The 19,131-nt window shown below is 73.3% G+C and carries 20 protein-coding genes; 9 read left to right on the top strand and 11 right to left on the bottom strand.

Going from position 1 to position 19,131, the window contains the following annotated elements; genetic code table 11:
• The first annotated feature begins 64 nt into the window (after positions 1-64).
• Both AB0M93_RS26785 and AB0M93_RS26780 read left to right on the top strand, forming a co-directional pair.
• The gene (locus AB0M93_RS26785) at positions 65-616 is read left to right on the top strand and encodes a GNAT family protein (protein ID WP_364277451.1); all 552 of its coding nucleotides are present in this window, start codon (positions 65-67) and stop codon (positions 614-616) included.
• A complete protein-coding gene (locus AB0M93_RS26780; protein ID WP_364277448.1) occupies positions 613-1,920 on the top strand; it encodes an MFS transporter in 1,308 nt (435 codons plus the stop codon). Before AB0M93_RS26785 ends, AB0M93_RS26780 begins: the two co-directional genes overlap by 4 nt.
• Here the strand turns inward: AB0M93_RS26780 and AB0M93_RS26775 are convergent.
• Both AB0M93_RS26775 and AB0M93_RS26770 read right to left on the bottom strand, forming a co-directional pair.
• Positions 1,878-3,098 carry an SGNH/GDSL hydrolase family protein gene (locus tag AB0M93_RS26775; protein ID WP_364277445.1) on the bottom strand — a complete coding sequence of 407 codons (1,221 nt, stop codon included), beginning with the start codon at positions 3,096-3,098 and terminating at the stop codon, positions 1,878-1,880. The genes AB0M93_RS26780 and AB0M93_RS26775 overlap by 43 nt on opposite strands.
• Positions 3,099-3,410: 312 nt before the next feature.
• On the bottom strand, positions 3,411-3,677 hold the full coding sequence (locus AB0M93_RS26770; protein ID WP_364277442.1) for a hypothetical protein: 267 nt from the start codon (positions 3,675-3,677) through the stop codon (positions 3,411-3,413).
• A gap of 238 nt (positions 3,678-3,915) precedes the next feature.
• On the opposite strand from AB0M93_RS26770, the gene AB0M93_RS26765 reads away from it, so the two are divergent.
• The gene (locus tag AB0M93_RS26765; RefSeq protein WP_364277439.1) at positions 3,916-6,270 is read left to right on the top strand and encodes an alpha-L-fucosidase; all 2,355 of its coding nucleotides are present in this window, start codon (positions 3,916-3,918) and stop codon (positions 6,268-6,270) included.
• On the opposite strand, the gene AB0M93_RS26760 is transcribed toward AB0M93_RS26765, so the two are convergent.
• Together AB0M93_RS26760 and AB0M93_RS26755 are read right to left on the bottom strand one after the other, a co-directional pair.
• Positions 6,251-8,236: a UvrD-helicase domain-containing protein gene (locus AB0M93_RS26760; protein WP_364277436.1), complete on the bottom strand. Its 1,986-nt coding sequence runs from the start codon at positions 8,234-8,236 to the stop codon at positions 6,251-6,253. The genes AB0M93_RS26765 and AB0M93_RS26760 overlap by 20 nt on opposite strands.
• 57 nt (positions 8,237-8,293) lie before the next feature.
• Positions 8,294-9,649: a diaminopimelate decarboxylase gene (locus AB0M93_RS26755; protein WP_364277433.1), complete on the bottom strand. Its 1,356-nt coding sequence runs from the start codon at positions 9,647-9,649 to the stop codon at positions 8,294-8,296.
• A gap of 81 nt (positions 9,650-9,730) precedes the next feature.
• On the opposite strand from AB0M93_RS26755, the gene AB0M93_RS26750 reads away from it, so the two are divergent.
• A complete protein-coding gene (locus AB0M93_RS26750; protein WP_364277430.1) occupies positions 9,731-10,609 on the top strand; it encodes a LysR family transcriptional regulator in 879 nt (292 codons plus the stop codon).
• Here the strand turns inward: AB0M93_RS26750 and AB0M93_RS26745 are convergent.
• Together AB0M93_RS26745 and AB0M93_RS26740 are read right to left on the bottom strand one after the other, a co-directional pair.
• Positions 10,606-11,160, bottom strand: a complete 555-nt coding sequence (locus AB0M93_RS26745; protein ID WP_364277427.1) for a hypothetical protein — start codon at positions 11,158-11,160, stop codon at positions 10,606-10,608. The two genes, AB0M93_RS26750 and AB0M93_RS26745, sit on opposite strands and share 4 nt — an antisense overlap.
• A 26-nt stretch (positions 11,161-11,186) precedes the next feature.
• Complete coding sequence (locus tag AB0M93_RS26740; RefSeq protein ID WP_364277424.1) at positions 11,187-12,476, bottom strand: NAD(P)/FAD-dependent oxidoreductase; 1,290 nt, start codon at positions 12,474-12,476, stop codon at positions 11,187-11,189.
• Between the two features lie 168 nt (positions 12,477-12,644).
• Between AB0M93_RS26740 and AB0M93_RS26735 the strand changes: the two genes are divergently transcribed.
• Positions 12,645-13,013, top strand: a complete 369-nt coding sequence (locus AB0M93_RS26735; protein ID WP_364277421.1) for an STAS domain-containing protein — start codon at positions 12,645-12,647, stop codon at positions 13,011-13,013.
• A gap of 22 nt (positions 13,014-13,035) precedes the next feature.
• On the opposite strand, the gene AB0M93_RS26730 is transcribed toward AB0M93_RS26735, so the two are convergent.
• The 3 genes from AB0M93_RS26730 to AB0M93_RS26720 are packed head-to-tail and all read right to left on the bottom strand — an operon-like array spanning position 13,036 to position 14,014.
• Positions 13,036-13,302 (bottom strand): DUF4235 domain-containing protein, encoded by a 267-nt coding sequence (locus tag AB0M93_RS26730; RefSeq protein WP_364247189.1) that lies wholly within the window; start codon positions 13,300-13,302, stop codon positions 13,036-13,038.
• Positions 13,299-13,604 (bottom strand): DUF3618 domain-containing protein, encoded by a 306-nt coding sequence (locus tag AB0M93_RS26725; protein WP_364277418.1) that lies wholly within the window; start codon positions 13,602-13,604, stop codon positions 13,299-13,301. Before AB0M93_RS26725 ends, AB0M93_RS26730 begins: the two co-directional genes overlap by 4 nt.
• Positions 13,601-14,014, bottom strand: a complete 414-nt coding sequence (locus AB0M93_RS26720) for a phage holin family protein (protein WP_364277415.1) — start codon at positions 14,012-14,014, stop codon at positions 13,601-13,603. Before AB0M93_RS26720 ends, AB0M93_RS26725 begins: the two co-directional genes overlap by 4 nt.
• 117 nt (positions 14,015-14,131) lie before the next feature.
• Here AB0M93_RS26720 and AB0M93_RS26715 point away from each other — a divergent pair, with 117 nt between their 5' ends.
• The 3 genes from AB0M93_RS26715 to AB0M93_RS26705 all read left to right on the top strand — a co-directional run bounded on the left by AB0M93_RS26715 (position 14,132) and on the right by AB0M93_RS26705 (position 16,056).
• Positions 14,132-14,593: an SRPBCC family protein gene (locus tag AB0M93_RS26715; protein ID WP_364277412.1), complete on the top strand. Its 462-nt coding sequence runs from the start codon at positions 14,132-14,134 to the stop codon at positions 14,591-14,593.
• A gap of 87 nt (positions 14,594-14,680) precedes the next feature.
• Positions 14,681-15,520 (top strand): aldo/keto reductase, encoded by an 840-nt coding sequence (locus AB0M93_RS26710; protein ID WP_364277409.1) that lies wholly within the window; start codon positions 14,681-14,683, stop codon positions 15,518-15,520.
• A 68-nt stretch (positions 15,521-15,588) separates the two neighbouring features.
• Positions 15,589-16,056 carry a hypothetical protein gene (locus tag AB0M93_RS26705; protein ID WP_364277406.1) on the top strand — a complete coding sequence of 156 codons (468 nt, stop codon included), beginning with the start codon at positions 15,589-15,591 and terminating at the stop codon, positions 16,054-16,056.
• 65 nt (positions 16,057-16,121) lie between these two features.
• Here AB0M93_RS26705 and AB0M93_RS26700 read toward each other — a convergent pair whose 3' ends face one another.
• Together AB0M93_RS26700 and AB0M93_RS26695 are read right to left on the bottom strand one after the other, a co-directional pair.
• Entirely contained in the window at positions 16,122-16,916 is a 795-nt protein-coding gene (locus AB0M93_RS26700; protein ID WP_364277403.1) for a GAF and ANTAR domain-containing protein, read from the bottom strand.
• Positions 16,917-16,956: 40 nt separating this feature from the next.
• Positions 16,957-17,478 (bottom strand): hemerythrin domain-containing protein, encoded by a 522-nt coding sequence (locus tag AB0M93_RS26695; protein ID WP_364277400.1) that lies wholly within the window; start codon positions 17,476-17,478, stop codon positions 16,957-16,959.
• Positions 17,479-17,602: 124 nt separating this feature from the next.
• On the opposite strand from AB0M93_RS26695, the gene AB0M93_RS26690 reads away from it, so the two are divergent.
• The gene (locus AB0M93_RS26690; protein ID WP_364277397.1) at positions 17,603-19,120 is read left to right on the top strand and encodes a CYTH and CHAD domain-containing protein; all 1,518 of its coding nucleotides are present in this window, start codon (positions 17,603-17,605) and stop codon (positions 19,118-19,120) included.
• Positions 19,121-19,131: the final 11 nt, after the last annotated feature.

Below are 19,131 nucleotides of genomic sequence, written 5' to 3'. Positions count from 1 at the left end.
CACGACCCTGAGCAGTCCTTTCGGGGTCTCGACAGCGGGCGCCCGGGCGGGCGACACTGGGCCGATGACCGGCCTGATCACCGGAAGCCGTGTCCGGCTGCGGCCTGCCGCCGCCCCGGACGCCGCCCGGTTCGAGGAGATCCTGTCGCACCCCGAAGTCGCCCGCTGGTGGGCCGACGCCGAGGAGCCGGTGGCCGCCCAGGTGTCCTACCTGCTGGACCCCGACGAAGGCACCACGACCTACGCCATCGAGCTCGATGACGTGCCGAACACCGTGATCGGTATCGAACTGGCCTTCGAAGAGGCGGATCCGCAGTACCGCCACGCCGGGATCGACATCGCGGTGCACCCGGACTTCCAGGGCCGCGGTCTCGGCTCGGACGCCATCCGCACGCTGGCGGAACACCTGTTCACGGTGCGCGGGCACCACCGGCTGGTGATCGACCCCGCGGCCGGCAACGCGGCGGCGATCCGGCTCTACTCCTCGCTCGGCTTCCGGCCGATCGGCACGATGCGGTCCTACGAGCGCGGCCCGGACGGCAGCTGGCACGACGGGCTGCTGATGGACCTGCTCGTGGACGACCTGGTTCCCGCGGCCGCACTAGCCGGTTCGTGAGCGGCCCCGCGGTCGCGGCCCGGCCTTTGCGGCGGGTCGCCGTGGCGAGCGCGGTGGGGACCACCATCGAGTGGTACGACTACTTCATCTACAGCACGGCGACGGCGCTGGTGTTCGGCAAGCTGTTCTTCACGACGCTGTCGCCCGCGTCCGGGACGCTCGCCGCCTTCGCGACGCTGGGGGTCGGGTTCCTGGCCCGCCCGGTCGGCGGCATCCTCTGGGGCCACTTCGGCGACCGCGCCGGCCGCAAGGCGATGCTGGTGCTGTCCCTGCTGCTGATGGGCGTGGCGACCGTCGGTGTCGGGCTGCTGCCGACGTACTCCGCGATCGGCGTCTGGGCGCCGATCCTGCTGCTCGTGCTGCGCTTGCTGCAGGGGCTGAGCGCGGGCGGCGAATGGGGCGGCGCCGCGCTGATGGCGGTCGAGCACGCGCCCGAGGGGCGCCGCGGGCGGTACGGCGCGTTCTCGCAGATCGGCGTCCCGGCCGGGTTGATCCTGGCGCAGCTGATGTTCTTCGTCCTCGGCCGCGCGCTGACCGACGCGCAGTTCGCCGCCTGGGGCTGGCGGGTGCCGTTCCTGGCGAGCATCGTGCTCGTCGGTGTCGGCCTGGTGATCCGGCTGCGCATCGAGGAAAGCCCGGTGTTCTCGCAGCTGCGGGCGGCGGAAGCGCGCAGCAGCCGGCCGATGGTCGACGTGCTGCGTGAGCGGCCGCGGGCGTTGTTGGTGGCCTCGGGCAGTTTCATCGCCAACACCGCGATCGGCTACATCTTCCTGGCCTACCTGCTGTCCTACGGCACTTCGGTGCTCAAGATCAACCGCACCACGCTGCTGGTCGTGGTCATCGTCGGCAGCGTGACCTGGCTGGTCAGCATCCTCGTCACGGCGGCGTGGTCCGACCGCGTCGGCCGCAAACCGGTGTACCTGGCCGGATCGGTGCTGCTGGTGCTCTGGCCGATCCCGTTCTTCCTGCTCGTCGACACGAAGGCGACGGCGTGGCTGCTCGTGGCGGTGATCGTGCTCAACATCGGGCTCGGGGCCACCTACGGGCCGCAGTCGGCGTTGTTCGCGGAGCTGTTCGAGCCGCGCTACCGCTACAGCGGCGCGTCGTTCTCCTACGCCGTGGGCGCGGTGCTCGGCGGTGGTTTCGCGCCGTTGATCGCGACGGCGTTGCAGACGTCCACGGGCACTTCGCTTTCGGTGTCGCTCTACCTGGTCGCCGTGGCGGTGCTGAGCCTGGTCGCGGTGCTGTTCATCCCGCGCGATCAGAGCCGGTCGAGCCGGACGGCGGCCCCCATCCGCTCGTAACCGGCGTCGCCCGGGTGGAGGTGGTCGCCGGAGTCGTAGGCCGGCAGCATCCGGAGCGGATCGGCCGGGTCGCGGACCGCCGCGTCGAAGTCGACGACGCCGTCGAAGACCCCGCCGGTGCGGATGAAGCTGTTCACCGCCTGGCGGGTCGCTTCGAGGGTGTCGTCGTAGACGCGCCAGCCCTTGAACGGCGTCAGCGTGCCGCCGAGGACGCGGATGCCGCGCGCGTGCGCCTGCGCGACCAGCTGGCGGTAGGCCGACGTGATCGCGGCCGGGTCGGTCTGGTGCGGGTCCTGCTGGATGTCGTTGATGCCCTCCAGCACGATCAGCGTCCGCACGCCGCCGACGCTCAGCACGTCGCGGTCGAAGCGGGAAAGCGCGTTCTGGCCGGCGCCGGAGCCGGGTACGTCGAGCAGCAGCCGGTTGGCGCTGATGCCCGCGTTGAGCACGCCGTAGCGGCCGTGCAGCCGGTCGGCGAGGTAGTCCGGCCAGCGGTGGTTGGCGCCGGTGGCCGAGCCGACGCCGTCGGTGATCGAGTCGCCGAGCGTCACGATCGAAGCTTCGGCACCGCCCTGGACGTCGACGCCGGAAACGTAGTGCCAGACGGACGTCTGCTCGGTGTAGGGCGCGCCGGACTCGCTGGCGGCGAAGTCGCCGTTGCGCGTGAAGTACGACGTCTGCGCCGCCGCCGGGTGGTAGGTCACCGGCCCGGACTTCGCGGGCACGTACGTCGTCACGAGGAGGTTCGCGTCGGCGGGGATCCGGAGGCCGACCGGATCGCTCAGCGCCTCGGCGCCGGCGGGGACGACGACGCCCGGGGCGCCGCCGAAGGTCAGCGACCGCAGGGTGCCCGGCACGGCGTCCGGTCCGGTGCTTTGGACCGCCACGGTGACGTGGCCGAAGATCAGGGGAGCGGCGCCGAAGGCGTTCGACAGGTGGACGCGGGCCCGGCCGCCGCCGGTGCTGGTGTGCACGACGTTGCGGATCGAGTAGCCGGGGTAGCCGTCCGGGGTGTTCGGCACCGCGGCCGCGGGCGCCGCGGCCCAGGTGCCGACCCAGCCGCCCACCGCGTGCTGGGCGAGCTCCGGGAGAGCGCTTTCTGGATTCGCGCTGCCGGCCGTCGTGAAGAGCCCGAGTCCCGCCAGTACGGCCGCGCTCACGGCCACGAAACGTCGCATGTCCTCCACCGTCGCCCGCGATCCGCGGATCGGCGACCGCTGATCAGGTGAGGTGCCGGACAAGATCCCGGACAGCGCATCCGGGGAGAAGGGGGCGGGCCCGTCCGGGATTCTGGGGATGCCGGACGGGCCCGCGCGAGGTGGCCGTTGCCGCGACGGCCGCTCGCCGGGGTACCCGGTCCCGACCGGGCGGAGGCTGGCCCGGATCGTTGCGTCGTGGTGACCCCGGAGGGCGTGTGCGAGACGCCCTCACCCAGAGCACGGCCGCCGGTGCGCGGTGGTTCAGCGCGGCTCCGGGTTTTTCCGGGTGGGTCAGGCCGCGGCGGCCGGGAACCCGGTCAGGGCGCGGCGGCCCGCGTCGGTGAGTTCGGCGGGTGCCCACTGGCCGGGGGCGACGAGCCGGGTGGCGCGGACCAGGCCGGCGTGGGCGAGGGCGTGGGCGGTGTTCTGGTCGCAGCACGACAAGCCGTCGACGCGGAGGTCGGGTTCGCAGCTGCAGCGGAGCTCGGCTCGGCCTTCGGCGACCGCCTTGAGCATGGCGATCGCGCGACGGCTCAGCGCGTTCGGGAGGGTGGACATCGGTCTGGCCTTTCGGTGCGGCTGGTTCCGGGGCGAGTGCTGCAGCTCGTCACCTAGGGATACGCGGCGAACATACGGGCGGTTCACCCCCCATCACTCCGGTTGGCCCCTTGACAGGGCAGAGGTCACCAAGCAGTCTCAGTCATCGGATGAATCACTTCTAACAACGGCAGAAAACTCGTCCCCAGGTTGAACTCTGCCGTCATTCCGCCGTAGTCATCCGATCCCTGGAGGTTTCGTGCCGACCTTCCCCCGCCGCCAAGCCCTCGGCATCGCCCTGGGCGGGGCCGTCGCGCTCAGCGCGGCCGGCCGCTCGCCCGCCGGCGCCGCCGCCATCCCCGTGGACGCCGCTCCCGACGCCCCGGACACCCCGATCGTCCCGCCCCCGCCACCCGTCCCCGTCCCGCTGGACGCCTGGTTCGACAACGACGGCATCGACAGCGCGTCGGCCACCGGCGGCGACTTCGACGGGTCCGGTTACACGTTCCCGGCCGAGCACCTGCCGGCCGGGCGGACCGTCACCGCGGGCGGCGTCCCGTTCGAGCTGGGCTCCGCGGCCGCCGGCGCGAAGAACGACATCGCCGCCACCGGCCAGCGGATCGACCTGCCGAAGGGCCGCTACTTCGTCGCGTACTTCCTGGTCGCCGCCAGCTACGGCGCGACCGGCGGCGCGGCGACCGTGCACTACGCCGACGGCAGCACGAGCACCGGTTCGCTGTCCGGCCCCGACTGGTACACCGGCACTGGCGCGCTCGTCTCGCCCTTCCGGTACGCGCCCGGCGGTGTCGTCGACGACAACCCGGTTTCGCTGGCCACCGGCCAGGTCTGGGTCGACCCGGCCCGCGAAGCCGTGGCGCTGACCCTGCCCACGACGGCGAAACCGGCGCCGAACGTCGCCAGTCTGCACGTCTTCGCGCTCACCCTGCAGCCGGTGGCCGTGGGCCGCTCGGCGCTGATCCTGGACGGCCGTTCGACGGCGAACCTGCTCACCGACGGCGGGCCGCAGGCCGCCGAGGCGACCATCGTCAACGCCGGGACCGTCTGGCTCGGCGCGGGCGACCGGGTGAGCGTCACCGTCGACGTCCCCGGCGGGCACACGACGGTGCCCGCGGCCATCCGCGCGCTGGCGCCGGGGGAGCAGGCCACGGTCCGGCTCGGCCTCGCGCCGAACGCGTCCGTGCCGCCCGGGACCACCACGAACGGCCAGATCCGCGTCACGGCCGGGCGCGGCACGCTCGCCACCCAGCAGGTGCCGGTCACCCTCGGCGTCCCGGACTTCCGGCCGACGGATGCCTCGCTGTCGACGCACCGCGCGCCCTACTGGTTCGACGACGCCAAGTTCGGCATCTTCATCCACTGGGGCGTCTACGCCGTGCCCGCCTGGGCGCCGGTGGGACAGCAGTACGCCGAGTGGTACTGGCAGAACCAGCAGGACCCGAACGGGCCGACGTACGCCTACCACCGGGAAAAGTACGGCGAGAACTTCACCTACGACGACTTCATCCCGATGTTCACCGCGGCGAAGTTCGACCCGCGCGCCTGGCTGCAGCTGATCGCGGACGCGGGTGCGGAGTACTACGTCCTGACGTCCAAGCACCACGACGGCTTCGCGTTGTGGGACACGAAGGTCAGCGACCGCAACTCCGTCAAGCTCGGCCCGAAGCGGAACATCATCGCCGAGTTGTTCGCGGCGTCCCGGAAGTACACGCCCCAGCTGCGCAACGGCCTGTACTTCTCGCTGCCGGAGTGGTTCAACCCGGACAACCCGTGGATGGGGCACGCGCCGCGCAACCCCTACACCGGCGCGTCCCTGCCGTACACGGGTTACACCGCGGGCAAGGACTTCGTGCGCGACTACCAGGCGCCGCAGGTGCTCGAGCTGATCTCGGAGTTCGACCCGGACGTGCTGTGGTTCGACATCGGCGGCGTCAACGACAGCCGGACCGTGCTCACCGAGTACTTCAACCGCGCGAAGAACCGCAAGCGCCCCAAGGACGTCACCTACAACGACCGCGGCGGCATCCCGGACCACGACTTCACGACGCCGGAGTACACGACGTACCCGAACACCGTGGTGGCGAAGTGGGAGGCGAGCCGCGGCCTCGACCCGTTCTCCTACGGCTACAACCGCGCGACGCCCGACGCGAAGTACATGACGGCGGAGGAGGTCGTCCGGACGCTCGTCGACATCGTCTCGAAGAACGGCAACTTCCTGCTCGACATCGGCCCCGACTTCGACGGGACGATCCCGGCCGTCATGCAGCAGCACCTGCGGGACGCGGGCGCGTGGCTGAAGGTCAACGGCGAAGCGATCCACGGCACGACGTACTGGTCGCGGATGGCGCAGCTCGGCGACCTCCGGTTCACGGTCAAGCAGAACGAAGCGTTCTACGTCCACTCGCTGACCGCGCCGGGCAGCCGCGTGGTCGTCGACGCGCCCGTGCCGATCCGTGCCGGCGACCGGGTGAGCATGCTCGGCCACCGGGGGAACCTGCACTGGACGGTGGAAAACGGCTCGCTGGTGATCGACGTCCCGGCCGCGGCCCGCCAGGCCGGCCGCTACACGTGGGTGTTCAAGATCGCCTGGAGCTGACCGGCCGTTCCACCAGCGAGGCCAGTTCCCGGGGGACCGGTCCGGGATGGACGACGCCGAGCGACCGGGTGGCCCGCGTCATCGCCACGTAGAGGTCGTTGGGTCCGTGCGGGCCGGCCGCGAGGACGGCGGCGGGGTCGGCGATCACCACGGAGTCGAACTCCAGTCCCTTGGCCTCGGCCGGGGTCAGCGCCACGATGTCGTCCACCGGGTCCGGCGGCCGCCGCAGTGACAGGGCGGCCGCCAGTTCGCCGGCCGCCGGCGCGATGATGGCCAGCTTTCCCCCGGTGCGCTCGCCGGCGAGCTCGGCGAGCGCACCGGGGACGTCGTCGGCGGCCCACCGCCACGGCGGCTCTCCGCTCGCCCGCACCGAGGTCGGTGGCCGCACCGCCGGGTGGTGGACGGCCAGCACCTCCGCCGCGGCCGCCACGATTTCCCGCGGGGTGCGGTAGCCGACGGTCAGCTGCGCGATCCGGTGCGGCCGCGGCACCTGCTCCCACGACGTGGCCCCCGCCGCGCTCCCGGTCTGGGCCAGGTCCCCGACGACGGTCATCGACCGGGACGGGCAGCGGCGCAGCAGCATCCGCCAGTCCATTTCGGACAGTTCCTGGGCCTCGTCGACCACCACGTGCCCGAACACCGGCACGCTCGCGCCGAGCAGCGCGGCGGCCTCGTCCAGCAACGGGATGTCCGCGGCGCTCCACGGCCCCTCGACCACGTCCGCCGGGGTCAGCGGCGGCCACAGCCCGTCGAGGACGTCGCGGACGCCGGTGTCGGCGAGCAGGGCCGTCCGCAATGCCTCCCGGTCCACTTCGTCCAGCAGCGTGCGCGGGCCGTCGTCGTCCTCCGGGCCGAGCACCACGCCCGCGGCGGCCAGCGCCCGCAGCCCGGCTTCGTCGAGGCGGCCGTCCGCACTGCCACCGTCGAGCGCCTCGCCGGTCTCGGTGAACACCACCGCCTCCATCCGGTCGGCCAGCTCCCCGGTCAGCGTGGCGACGACCGCCCGGTGGAACACGAGGCGGGCCTGGTTGTGCGGCAGGCCGGTCTCCCTGGCCGTCCGCACGGCCCGGCGGAGCGTCGCCGGATCCAGCCGCAGCACCTGCTGCTCGAACTCGACGTCCACGGCGTGCTCGGGAACGCGCACCGTGGCACGGACCCGTTCGGCCAGCCGGGTGGCCATGTCCGCCCGGCCCTTGCGCGCGGCGTCGCCGTCGGTGTCCACCCGGGTGACGACGACGCCGGGCACGAGGTCGGGCACGGTTGCCGTCACCACCCGGTTTTCGCCGAGGCCGGGCAGCACCTGGCCGATGTAGCCGAGGAACACCCGGCTGGGACCGAGCACGAGCACCCCGCGGGTGCGCAGGTGTTCGTGGGTGTAGAGCAGGTAGGCGACCCGGTGCAGGGCGACGGCGGTCTTGCCGGTGCCCGGGCCGCCCTGCACGACCAGGACGCCCCGGGCGTCGTCGCGGACGATCCGGTCCTGCTCGGCCTGCAGCGTCGTGACGATGTCCCGCATGCGCCCGGTGCGCTCCGCCGTCACCGCGGCGAGCAGCGCGGCCTCGCCGACCAGCCCGTCACCAGGCGCGTCGGGATCGAGCAGTTCGTCGTCGAGCGCGACGACGGTGCGGCCCCGGGTGGTGATCCGCCGCCGGCGGACGACTTCGCCCGGCACGGCGGCGGTCGCGGTGTAGAAGGGCCGGGCGGCGGGCGCGCGCCAGTCCACCAGCAGGGGTTCGCCGTCGTCCGCGAACAGCCCGATCCGTCCGATGTGGACGCGCCGGCCGCCGGTCAGGTCCAGCCGGCCGAAGCACAGCCCGTCCTCGGCCGCCGCCAGCCGCGCCACCTCGGCCCGCCACACATCCGTCGCGTGGCCGCGGGCAAGCGCGGCGGCGGCCTCCTCCCGAAGCGCGTCGAGGCGGGCGTGGAGAAGGTCCAGGTGCTCCTGCTCGGCGGTGAGTTCGTGCATGCCGGAGAGCGTGCCCGCGATCGCGCGGAAAGTGCAGTCTTGTTCTTCTTGACAGCGTCAGCCGCGCCCCGAACCGCTCAATCGGCACGCCCGGGGGAGCGCTCCGAGGAATTCGGCGCCCGCGTCGGCGACCAGCTCGTCGAGGGTCTGCGCGCGGCGGATCGGCGTGAACTCGACGTCACCGCGCGGCGACACGGTGAACCCGTACACGGCCGGCCGGGGGAGCGTGTTGTACGCGTAGTGCGCACCGAAGTAGTACGCGCCGGTGTCGTGGGCGACGACGAGATCGCCCGGCTCCAGCAGGGGCAGCGGCCGCTCGCGGGCGAGGAGGTCGCCGGCGAAACACAGCGGCCCGGCGATGTCCTGCGGCACCTCGGGCCCCGTCTTCGGGACGCCGGTGGCGTCGAACGCGCCGATCCGCAGCGGCCAGTGCGCCGGCTGGAGCACCGTGCGCGCCGCCACCTGGGCGCCCGCGTGCGTCACCGCGATGTGCCGGCCGCCGGCGACCTTCGTGTACTCCACCGCGCTGACCAGGAAGCCGCTCTTCGCCAGCAGGGACCGGCCGAACTCGGTGACGAACGTGTAGCGCCCGTCGGCCAGGGACGGCACCCGCGCCAGCAGCGTCGCGACGTAATCGGCGTAGGCCGGGGCGGGTTCGTCGGAGGTGAAGTCCACCGGCAGCCCGCCGCCGAGGTCGAGGCTGGTGACCTGCCGGTAGCCGGCTTCGGCGTTGATCTCTTCGGCGAGTTCGTGCACCGCGGCGACGCCGTCGGCCATCAGTTCCGGCGGGCAGCCCTGCGAACCGACGTGGACGTGCAGCCGCGTCAGCCACGGCCGGCGGGCGAACGCCTCCCGCAGCAGCGCGCGGTTTCCGTTGTCCCGCAACGGGATGCCGAACTTCGACGCCGCGGTGGCGGTGCTGGTGCCGTCGATCCGGCCCGCCCCGACCTGCGGGTTGATCCGCACGCCCAGCACGGATCGCGGCGGTGCCGCGCCGACCAGCGCGTCGAGCCGGGCGAGCTCCTGGAAGTTGTCGGCGTTGACCGCCGTGCCCTCGGCGAGGGCGTGGGCGAGTTCGGCGGTGGTCTTGGCGGGGGAGTCGAGCACCAGCCGCGGGCCGCGGAGGCCGGCGGCTTCCGCCACCGCCGTCTCGCCCGGGCTCGCCACTTCGGCGTCGATCCCGAGGTCGCCGAGGAACCGCAGGACGGGCGCGAGGCCGCACGCCTTGGCGGCGACGGTGTGCTGGACGCGCCCGAGCGGCGCGAACGCCGCCGTCAGGTCCTCGACGGCTTCCCGGACGCCGGCGAGGTCGACGAACCCGGCCATCGGGGCGGCCAGGCCCCGGTCCGCCGCGGCGGCGACGGCGAGCAGTTTGCGGTCGGTGCGGGTCAGGGGCGCGCTGGTGGTGGTCACCGGTCCAGCACAGCAGCGCGCGGGGCGGCCGGTCCAAGACTTCGTCCCGATGAAATCATAGGCCGCCCCTATAATCGCTGGGTGGACCTGCGCCGATGGCACTACTTCGCCGTGCTCGCCGAAGAGATGCACTTCACGAAGGCGGCCGCGCGCCTGTTCGTCTCGCAACCGTCGCTGAGCCAGCAGATCCGCGCCTTCGAGGCGGAACTGGGCGTCACCCTGCTCGACCGCACGGGCCCGCGCTTCGCGCTGACCGAGGCCGGCCGCGTCGCCGCGGCCGAGGCCCGCGACCTGCTCGGCCACCTGGAGCGGGCCCGCGGCGCGATCGCCGCGGCCGGCCGGGGCGACGCCGGGCGGCTGCGGATCGCCTACACGCGGTCGGCGCCGGGCCCGCTGGCCGGCGACCTCGTCGCGGCCTACCGGCAGCGGCACCCGGGCGTCGAACTGGCGCTGGAGACGGGCTGGACGAGCCTGAACCTGGCGCGGCTGGCCGCGGGCGAGATCGACGCCGGGTTCGTGCGGCCACCGGTGACCGCCCCGGGCATCGAGGTCGCGGTGGTCGGGTCGGAGGAGGTCCTGCTCGCGCTGCCGTCGGCGCACCCGCTCGCCCGCCGCCGCGGCCGGCTGCGGCGCGCCTGGATCGCCGCCGAGCCGGTGGTGTTCTGGCCGCGGGAAAACGGGCCCGGCCAGTACGACGCGATCAGCGGCCAGGTCTGGCCGGGCGGGCTGCCGCCGATCGTCCGCGAGGAGCCCGAGGACGAGCAGCTGATGCGCGCGGTCGCCGAAGGCGCGGGCATCGCGGCGGTCCCGGAACACCGGGCCCGGGCGCTGCGCCGCCGCGGCGTCGCCCTGCGGCGGCTGGAGGACCCGCCCCCGCGGATCGACCTGGGCCTGGCCTGGCGGGCCGGCTCGGCGTCACCGGTGGTGCGGGCGTTCGTGGCCCTGGCGGCCGGGCGCTAGTTCCCGCCGAGGGCCGAGCGCACCGCCGTGACGACGTCGGGGTGGCCGAGCGGCAGCGGCGGCGGCACCCGGTCGTCCGGGCGATCGCTGCTCGACGCCACGACCCGCACCTCCGTGCCCGCTTCCCGCAGCTTCGTGACGACGTCGTCGTGTTCGGTCAGCCAGGCGTCGTTGGCCGCCGAGGCGTCGCCGGACGGCAGGAACGCGTCCGATGCCGGGTCGACCAGCAGCAGGTGCGTGGCCGCGCCCGGGTGGCGTTCGACGAGCTGCAGGGCTTCCGCCGCGAAGGGGCCGCTGGCCACCACGGCGATGTCCGGGTCGCCGGGGCTCGCGTCGCCGAGGATGTCGTCGGCTTCGGTCAGGGCGCCGCCGGCGGGTACGCGGCACCAGATGACGGCCCGCTCGTCCGCCACCGGCCGCCAGGTCGCGGGCAGCTCGTCGTGCTTCGCGGCACCCGCCGGGTCGAGCACGACCACCTTCGGTCCCGACGCGTCGCCCGCAGTCACCACGGACGGGCCTTCGGAGCGGGCGGGACGGGATTCGGCAGACATGCGGATCTCCTTACGGGGAAAGGTTTTCAGCGACGGGGGAGTTCCGGGGCGTCGGTGTCCAGCGGCACCGCGCCGGACCGGACGAGTCCCAATTGGACGGTCTGGCGGCCGGTCAGCGCCTCGAGGACCCAGTCGGCGGCCGTGCGGACCCGGTTCCCCGGCATCGCCATCAGGTGGTAGCCGCGCGTGACGGCCTTCGCCGGCCGCCCCGACAGGGGCACGTGCAACGGGTTCGCCGCGGCCGCGCCGGCTCCGAGGTCGACGACGAAGCCGAGGTCGTGGTGGCGGTAGGTGCCCGGGCGGCCGTACCCGAGCGACGCCGCGACGTTGCGCCCGGCGAGCTTGCCCTGCCGCTCGGCGTGCTGCGCGGTCATCGCGGTGTACTGGCCGGGTCGGGTGAGGTCGGGCACCGCGGCCGCGTCGCCGCAGGCGAACACGTCGTCGCGGCCCGGCACGTTCAGCTGCTCGGTGACGACCAGCCTGCCCTTCGCAGTCTCCAGCCCCAGCGCGGCCACCAGCGGGTCCGGCCGCACGCCGACGCACCACACGAGGGTCCGGGACGGCACGGCGTCGCCGTTGGTCAAGGTGACGCCCTTGGCGTCGGCGTGGTCCACCGAAGTCTTCATGAGCACCTCGACGCCGCGCGAGCGCAGTACGTCGCCGGCGGTCCGGGCGAGGCGCTCGTCCAGCTCGGGCAGCACCCGCTCCGCGAGGTCGAGCAGCAGCCAGCGGACCTTCTGCCCGGCCAGCTCGGGGTGCCGCTTGGCCAGCGCCGCGGTGAACGCCGGACCCTGCGCGGCCACCTCGGTGCCGGTGTAGCCGGCGCCGACCACCACGAACGTGCAGCGGGCGGCGCGCTCGGCCGGGTCGTCGGCCGCGGCGGCCAGTTCGATCTGCCGCGTGATGTGGTCGCGCAGGTAGAGCGCCTCCGGCACGCCGCGGAACCCGTGCGCGTGCTCCGGCACGCCCGGGATCGGCAACAGCTTGTTGACGCTGCCCGCGGCCAGCACCAGCCGGTCGTACCCGATCCGGTGCTCTCGGTCCTCCGGGTCGGTGTAGGAGACGCTCCGGGCGGCGAAGTCCACGCCGGTCGCCGAGCCGAGCAGCAGGCGGACCCCGGGCAGCGTCTCGGGGAGGGAGACCGTGACCCGCCGCGGGTCGAGGATCCCGGCGGCCACCTCGGGCAGCAACGGCAGGTAGAGGAAATAATCGGTCGGGTTCAGCACGACGATTTCGACGTCTTCCCCTGCCGCTTTCCGCAGGCTTTTCGCCGTGTGGTAACCGGCGAACCCGCCGCCCACGATCACGACACGCATGGATCCCCTTCCCGGGCCGGACATTCGTCCCGAACGGATTACCCGAGGCCGGAGCGGGGAAACCCGCGGGGTTGACCTCACAGCTCAGGGGCGTACGGTCATGGGTGTTGGCTGTTGTTCAGACACGTGCTCCGGTCAGCGCCCCCGCACTCTGAGAAAGGGAGCGCCATGGACGCCTGTTTCGGCACGATCTTCGAACCTTCCGGCCTGACCGTCACCACGACCGAACGCCCCGGTGGGATCCGCGTCCTCACCCTGGTGGGCGACATCGACGCCGCCACCGTCGGCATCCTCGACGAAGCCCTCGCCGCCGGCGGGCGGCTGGTGGTCGACCTGACGCGGGTGGCCTTCCTCAGCTGCGCCGGTGTCCGGTCGCTGCTGGAGGCGAACACCCGCGCCGAAATGACCGTCGTGCTCGGCGGCCACGCGGTCACCCGATCGCTCGAAGCCACCGGCGCCGACGTGCTGCTGACGATCCACCCCCAGGTCGGTGCCGCGCTCGTCGGCATGGGCCCGGGGCTCGGCCGGGAGGCGTGAGCCTCCCCGCCGTCCACTGTGGTCAGTCGTCGCCGGGCCAGTCGCCGGTGGCCTTGCGGTAACCGACGGCACCGGCGCGTTCGGTAGCGGCCTTGACGGCACCGAAGATCGCCCCCTGCACCGCCGCCGCGATGACCACCTGCCGCCAGGTGTAGTCGCGGTCGGTGGCGTCGGGGGCGTCCTCTTCGCCGGCCACCCGGCTCCAGACCTGCTTGAAGACCTGCCCGGCGAGGATGCCGCCGAGGGCACCCACCACCCAGCTCAACGGCTTGTAGAGCGCTTTGTTCACGAATTCCTCCGGCGCAGGATCAGGCGGATCAGGATCAGCAGGCCCAGCACGCCGGCGAAGACCGGCACCGGGTTGGCGCGCACGGCGTCGGCGCCCTGGCGGAACTTGACCGCGGTCGGCTCGTTCGTCACGTCGGCGACCTTCGCGGTCGCCTGGTCGAGCTTTTCGTCGACGTTCTCCTTGACCCGGGCCTTGACGTCGAGCTTGTGCCCGAGCGCCTCCAGGGTCTCGGTGAGCTCCTCCCGGGTGGTGTCCCGGTCGAGCCGCGCCTCCTCGGCGTTCTTGGGGAAGTCCCCGCTCATGTCCGCACTCCCTGCTTCACCGTGTCGACGTCTTCGCGGACGCCGGTGATCGCTTCCTCCGGCACCGGCGGCACTCCCTGCGACACTTCCTTCTTGCCGACCAGCGCCGCGATCCCGGCGATCACGAACAGCGCGACCGCGACGAGCACCGCCGCCAGCCAGCCGGGCACCACCAGCGCCAGCGCCAGCACGGCCGCCGCGACCAGCGTGCCGGCCCCGAGGAACGCGAACAGGCCCGCCGCGCCGAACAACCCGGCGCCGAGGCCCATCTTCTTGCCCTTGCGCTGCAGTTCGAAGGCCGCGAGCCGCATCTCGTCCCGGACCAGCCGCTTGACCTCGTCGGTCAGGTCGGTCACCAGTTCGCCGACCGAGCGCTCGGACGCGGGCTTCTTGTTCACCTCTTCGATCACGGAACACCTCCTTGCCTGGCCGCCGTGTACCCGGCCCGGACGGAGATCAATCGCGCCGGGTTTGGCCCTCCTGACACCGGGTAGCCGTTTTGTGACCACACCGACGAGGAGGAGTGCATGAGCACGATCACCGAAATCGTGGACGTGGAAGTCCCCGTTTCCACCGCCTACAACCAGTGGACGCAGTTCGAGGAATTCCCGCAGTTCATGGAAGGCGTCGAACAGATCCGCCAGCTCGACGCCACCCACACCCACTGGGTGACGCGCTTCGGTGGCGTGACGCGCGAATTCGACGCGACGATCACCGAGCAGCACCCCGACGAGCGGGTCGCCTGGACGTCGGACTCCGGTCCGGACCACGCCGGCGTCATCACCTTCCACCGGCTCGACGACTCGCACACCCGGGTGACCGCGCAGATGGACATCGACCCGGAGGGCTTCGCCGAGAACGTCGCCGACAAGCTCGGCGTCCTCGACCGGCGGGTGAAGGGCGATCTCAAGCGCTTCAAGGAGTTCATCGAGCAGCGCGGCCGCGAGACCGGCGGCTGGCGCGGCGATGTGGACCGCCCGGGGAAGTAACCCGGACCGGGTGAGATCCGGCGGCGGGGCGGGTGGATCCCGCCCCGCCGCGTTTCGCGTCCGGGCGGCCTCGGGTACGCCGCGAGCATGACGACCACCACTGCCGGCGTTCCCGCACTGGACCTGAACAACGGCGTGCGCATTCCGCAGCTCGGCTTCGGCGTGGCCGGCATCCCGCCCGAGGAGACCACCCGGGCCGTGCGGGCGGCGCTGGAGGCGGGCTACCGCCACTTCGACACCGCGCAGCTCTACCGCAACGAGGCGGCCGTGGGCGCCGCGATCGCCGAGTCCGGCCTGGCCCGCGAAGAGGTGTTCGTCACCACGAAACTGGCGAACGACGCGCACGGCCACGACAACGCGATCACCGCGCTGGAGGGCAGCCTCCGCCGGTTCGGGTTCGACCACGTCGACCTCTACCTGATCCACTGGCCGTTGCCGGCCAGGGACAACTACGTCCGGACGTGGCTGGGCTTCGACGACCTCCTGCGGGCGGGCAAGGCCCGCGCGATCGGCGTGTCGAACTTCCTGCCCGCGCACCTCGAGCGGCTCGCCGCGGAGACCGCCACCGTGCCGGCGGTGAACCAGATCGAGCTGCACCCGGCGTTGCAGCAGGCCGGCCTGCGCGAGTACCACCGCGGGCACGGCATCGCCACCGAGGCGTGGAGCCCGCTCGCCCGCGCAGAAGTCCTCGGCGATCCGGTGCTCGCCGGCCTGGCGGAGAAGCACGGGCGGACGGCCGCGCAGGTGGTCCTGCGCTGGCACGTCCAGCTCGGGAACATCGTGGTCCCGAAGTCGGTCTCGCCCGCGCGGATGCGGGAGAACCTCGACGTTTTCGGCTTCGCGCTCGACGAGGAGGACATGGCGGCGATCGGCCGGCTCGACGCGGGCCGGCGCACCGGGCCGGACCCGGCCACCTTCACCGCGTGACCGCGGCGTTTCCCTGCGCGACCTGCCGGGTATTCCTCCGGCAAGGTCCCCCAGGAAGGAGCGTCCGCATGACCACGAACGCGTATCTGTCGTTCCTCGCGATCGGTATCGCGCTGGTCCTCGTCGACGGACAGATCATCTACCGCAGCGGCCGCCGGTACCTGGAAAACTCCTACGGCGACCCGGCGGCGGGCGCCTCGATGACGCGCCTGGTCACGGTGCTGTTCCACCTCGCGACGCTGGGGGTGCTGGCGCTGATCTCGACCGTCAACCTGGGCGGCAGCGACCTGCCCGGCGTGGTCGGGCGGATCGGTGTGCTGCTGCTGATCCTCGCCTTGGCCCACGCGATCACCCTCGGCGTCCTGGCCCGCATCCGCGGTGAGCAGGAGGTCGAGGCGGTCGTCCAGCGCGGCCCCCGCCAGCGGGTGGAGCCGGAGCAGGGCACCACGGTCACCCCGGTGGCGGGGCAGGACGGCCGTTACCCGGCCGCCGGTCCCGTGCCGCTGGAGAACCGGTCCCCGTACACCGCGCCCTGACGGCGTAGGGACGTTCGAGGGCGGCACTTCCCCGGGGAAGTGCCGCCCTCGGCGTGCGTCCGGGCTCAAGAGGCGGGCAGGTCGACCTCGGCGGGCCGGGTGGTGAGCGCCTTCGCCAGGTCGGCGAGCTTGACGTTGAGGTCCTGGGACGCGCGGCGCAGCACGTCGAAGGCCTCGTCGGCGGTGATGCCGCGCCGCTGCATCAGGATGCCCTTCGCCTGGCCGATGACGTCGCGGCCGTCGACCGCGCGGCGCAGGTGGGCCGCCTCCAGCTCGCCCGAGGCCACGGCCTGGGTGTGGGCCAGCGCGAGCGACGCGTGCGTCGCCAGCAGCAGCGCGATGTCGATCGCCGGGCCGCCGAACGCGCCGCGCGTGCGCGAGTAGACGTTGAGCGCACCCGACAGCCGCGGCGGGCGGGCGTTCGGGAGCAGGGCGGTGGCCAGCAGCGAGTGGTAGCCGTGCCGGGCCGCGGCCGGCCCGAACGCCGGCCAGCGCGGGTCGCGCCCGAGGTCCTCGGACCAGCCGACGGCCGGGCCGTCCGGCCGGGCCGACTCGACGCACGGGCCTTCGCGGTGGTCGTACTGCACCTGGTCGAGCTGTTCGGCGACCGGGTCCGTCCCGACCGGCGTGTGGTACGTGCCGTCGGAGTCACGCAGCGTGACGCTGACGAGGTCGGCGCCCGGGATGAGCGCCGCCGCGGCTCCGACGACGAGCTTGAGGACCCCGCCGACGGTCGGCGTCGCGTCGAGCAGGATCCGCGTCAGGTCGGCGAACTGCCGCGCCAGCGGACCCGGCGCCGGCTCGCCCTCCTGGCCGAACCAGGCCCGTTCCCGGGCCCACTCTTCTTCGCCGACGCTCATCGGTGCTCGCTGCCTTCCGTCGGGGTGGCGGACCTCCCATTCAACCCGATGCCGGCGCGTTCAGGGCGGCCCGGGCCCGGTCGACGAAGCCGGGGCCCGGCCAGAGCTGGTCGGCCTGCGGCACCCGGTCGGCCAGGTCCGGGTGGGGGAGGGTCGCCGCGGCCGCCCGGGCTTCGAGCACCTCCCGGCCCAGCTCGGCCTGCCGGCCGGGGGAGCAGGTGCGCCCGATCTCCCGCACGGCGGCGGGCCCCTCGTCGCGCACGTGCCGCCGCAGGGCGCGGATCAGCCCGCCCAGCAGGCGCTCGAACCGCGTCTCCTGCGGCCCGATGCCCTCCAGCTGCCGCATCAGGCGGTCCGCCTCGGCGAGGTCGCCGGCGCCGTCGAGGAACGGCTCTTCGGCGACGGCGTGCCGGACCACCTCCGCGATCAGGTGGTCGGCGAGGTCCTTGCGGTTCTCCGGGCTGCCCTGGCCGAGTTCGAGCTCGGTGCAGAGCCGGTCGAGCTCGCGGTGGTCACCGGCGAGGACGGTCGTCAGGTCGGTTGCGGACGGGCTGCCGTTCATGCACTCTCCTGGTCCGGACGCGGGTTTTTCCCCGGGATACCCGCTGCTCGGGTGCCGAATCCCGTGTCGGCGCCGGGCCGGCCGGGTACCCGTCGGGTGAACCCGGCTCCCGAGGAGGACGACCATGGCCGCGCCGGCATCGGTGCCCGAACGTGAACGCAAGTACGAGATCGTCGCCGGCAGCGGGGTACCGCGCCTGGTCGGCGTCGGCGGTGTCACCACCCAGGACGACCCGCAGGAGCACGTGCTCGACGCGTCCTACTACGACACGGCGGACTACCGCCTGGCCCGCGGCGGGATCACCCTGCGGCGGCGCGTCGGCGGCCCCGACGCCGGCTGGCACCTCAAGCTGCCGGTCTCGGCCGACGAGCGCCAGGAGATCCAGCTCCCGCTCGGCGGCGACCCGCACAAGGTGCCCGGCCGGCTCCGGCGCCTGGTGCGGGCGTACACGCTGGGGGAGAAGCTGGTGCCGGTCGCGCACCTGCGCACCGACCGGTTCGCCCACCGGCTCGCCGACGCCGGCGGGCGCACGATCGCCACCCTCACCGACGACCACGTCACCGGGGAGGCCGGCGGCGCGACCGCGCGGCTCGACGAGTGGCGTGAGCTGGAACTGGAGCTCGATCCCGGCACCGACCCCCGGCGGCTCGGCGAGTTCGACCGCGCCCTGACCGAAGCCGGGGTGACGGCGGCGCCGTGGCCGTCGAAGCTGCGCCGCCTGCTCGGCGACCGGCTGCCGGCACCGCCCCGGACCGGCAAGAAGGCGTCGGCGGGCGACATCGTTCTGGCGTCCCTGCGCGAGCACTACGGCCGGTTGCGCCGCGCGGACGTCGGGGTGCGGCTGGACGTCGACGACTCCGTGCACCAAATGCGCGTCGCCATCCGGAAGCTGCGGAGCACGCTTCGCACCTTCGGCTCCGTCGTCGACAAGAAGGCCACGGCGTCGCTCGCGGCCGAGCTCAAGTGGCTCGGTGGGCAGCTGTCGCCGGCGCGCGACACCGAGGTCACCGAGGAACGGCTGCGCGAGCAGCTCGACGGCGTGCCCTCGGAGCTGGTGTTCGGGCCGGTCCGCCAGTTCCTCACGCGGTACTTCGCCCGCGAAGCCGAGGAGGGGCGGACGCGCGCGATGGCGGCGCTGACCGGCAAGCGCTACCTCGAGCTGCTGCGCGCGCTGGACACCGTGCTGGAGGAACCGCCGCTGACCGCGCAGGCGCGCAAGCCCGCGAAGGCCGGCCTGCGCAAGTCGCTCCGGAAGGCGGCCAGGAAGCTGAGCCGTGCCGAGGCGGCGGCTCGCGGCCTGTCGGGCGACGAGCTCGGGACCGCGCTGCACGCCGTCCGCAAGAAGGCGAAGCAGGCCCGCTACGCGGCCGACACGGTGAAGCCGGTGTACGGGAAGAAGCTGCGGGAGTGGCGCAAGAACGTCAAGGCCGTCCAGGAGACGCTGGGTTCGCACCAGGACACCGTGGTCGGCCGGGACGTCCTGCACCACCTCACCGTCGCCGGGCACGGCGAGGGGCAGAACACGTTCGTTTTCGGGATGCTGTACGCCCGGGACGCCGGCCGGGCGGCGGAACTGCGGGGGACGTTCGCGCGGGAGTGGCGGCGGCTGCGCAAGGGCGGTCGTCCCGGCTGGCTCGGCTGAGCGGCCGGGAC

The organism is Amycolatopsis sp. NPDC051102, from assembly GCF_040682815.1.
Classification (GTDB): Bacteria; Actinomycetota; Actinomycetes; order Mycobacteriales; family Pseudonocardiaceae; genus Amycolatopsis.
Note: the sequence above shows the minus strand (reverse complement) of the source record. Positions and strands in the feature narration are given on the sequence as shown.

Coding starts and splice junctions, on each gene's coding strand:
- AB0M93_RS26785 (WP_364277451.1), top strand. CDS start 65: ATGACCGGCCTGATCACCGGAAGCCGTGTCCGGCTGCGGCCTGCCGCC.
- AB0M93_RS26775 (WP_364277445.1), bottom strand. CDS start 3,098: ATGCGACGTTTCGTGGCCGTGAGCGCGGCCGTACTGGCGGGACTCGGG.
- AB0M93_RS26770 (WP_364277442.1), bottom strand. CDS start 3,677: ATGTCCACCCTCCCGAACGCGCTGAGCCGTCGCGCGATCGCCATGCTC.
- AB0M93_RS26760 (WP_364277436.1), bottom strand. CDS start 8,236: ATGCACGAACTCACCGCCGAGCAGGAGCACCTGGACCTTCTCCACGCC.
- AB0M93_RS26745 (WP_364277427.1), bottom strand. CDS start 11,160: ATGTCTGCCGAATCCCGTCCCGCCCGCTCCGAAGGCCCGTCCGTGGTG.
- AB0M93_RS26740 (WP_364277424.1), bottom strand. CDS start 12,476: ATGCGTGTCGTGATCGTGGGCGGCGGGTTCGCCGGTTACCACACGGCG.
- AB0M93_RS26735 (WP_364277421.1), top strand. CDS start 12,645: ATGGACGCCTGTTTCGGCACGATCTTCGAACCTTCCGGCCTGACCGTC.
- AB0M93_RS26725 (WP_364277418.1), bottom strand. CDS start 13,604: ATGAGCGGGGACTTCCCCAAGAACGCCGAGGAGGCGCGGCTCGACCGG.
- AB0M93_RS26715 (WP_364277412.1), top strand. CDS start 14,132: ATGAGCACGATCACCGAAATCGTGGACGTGGAAGTCCCCGTTTCCACC.
- AB0M93_RS26710 (WP_364277409.1), top strand. CDS start 14,681: ATGACGACCACCACTGCCGGCGTTCCCGCACTGGACCTGAACAACGGC.
- AB0M93_RS26705 (WP_364277406.1), top strand. CDS start 15,589: ATGACCACGAACGCGTATCTGTCGTTCCTCGCGATCGGTATCGCGCTG.
- AB0M93_RS26700 (WP_364277403.1), bottom strand. CDS start 16,916: ATGAGCGTCGGCGAAGAAGAGTGGGCCCGGGAACGGGCCTGGTTCGGC.
- AB0M93_RS26695 (WP_364277400.1), bottom strand. CDS start 17,478: ATGAACGGCAGCCCGTCCGCAACCGACCTGACGACCGTCCTCGCCGGT.
- AB0M93_RS26690 (WP_364277397.1), top strand. CDS start 17,603: ATGGCCGCGCCGGCATCGGTGCCCGAACGTGAACGCAAGTACGAGATC.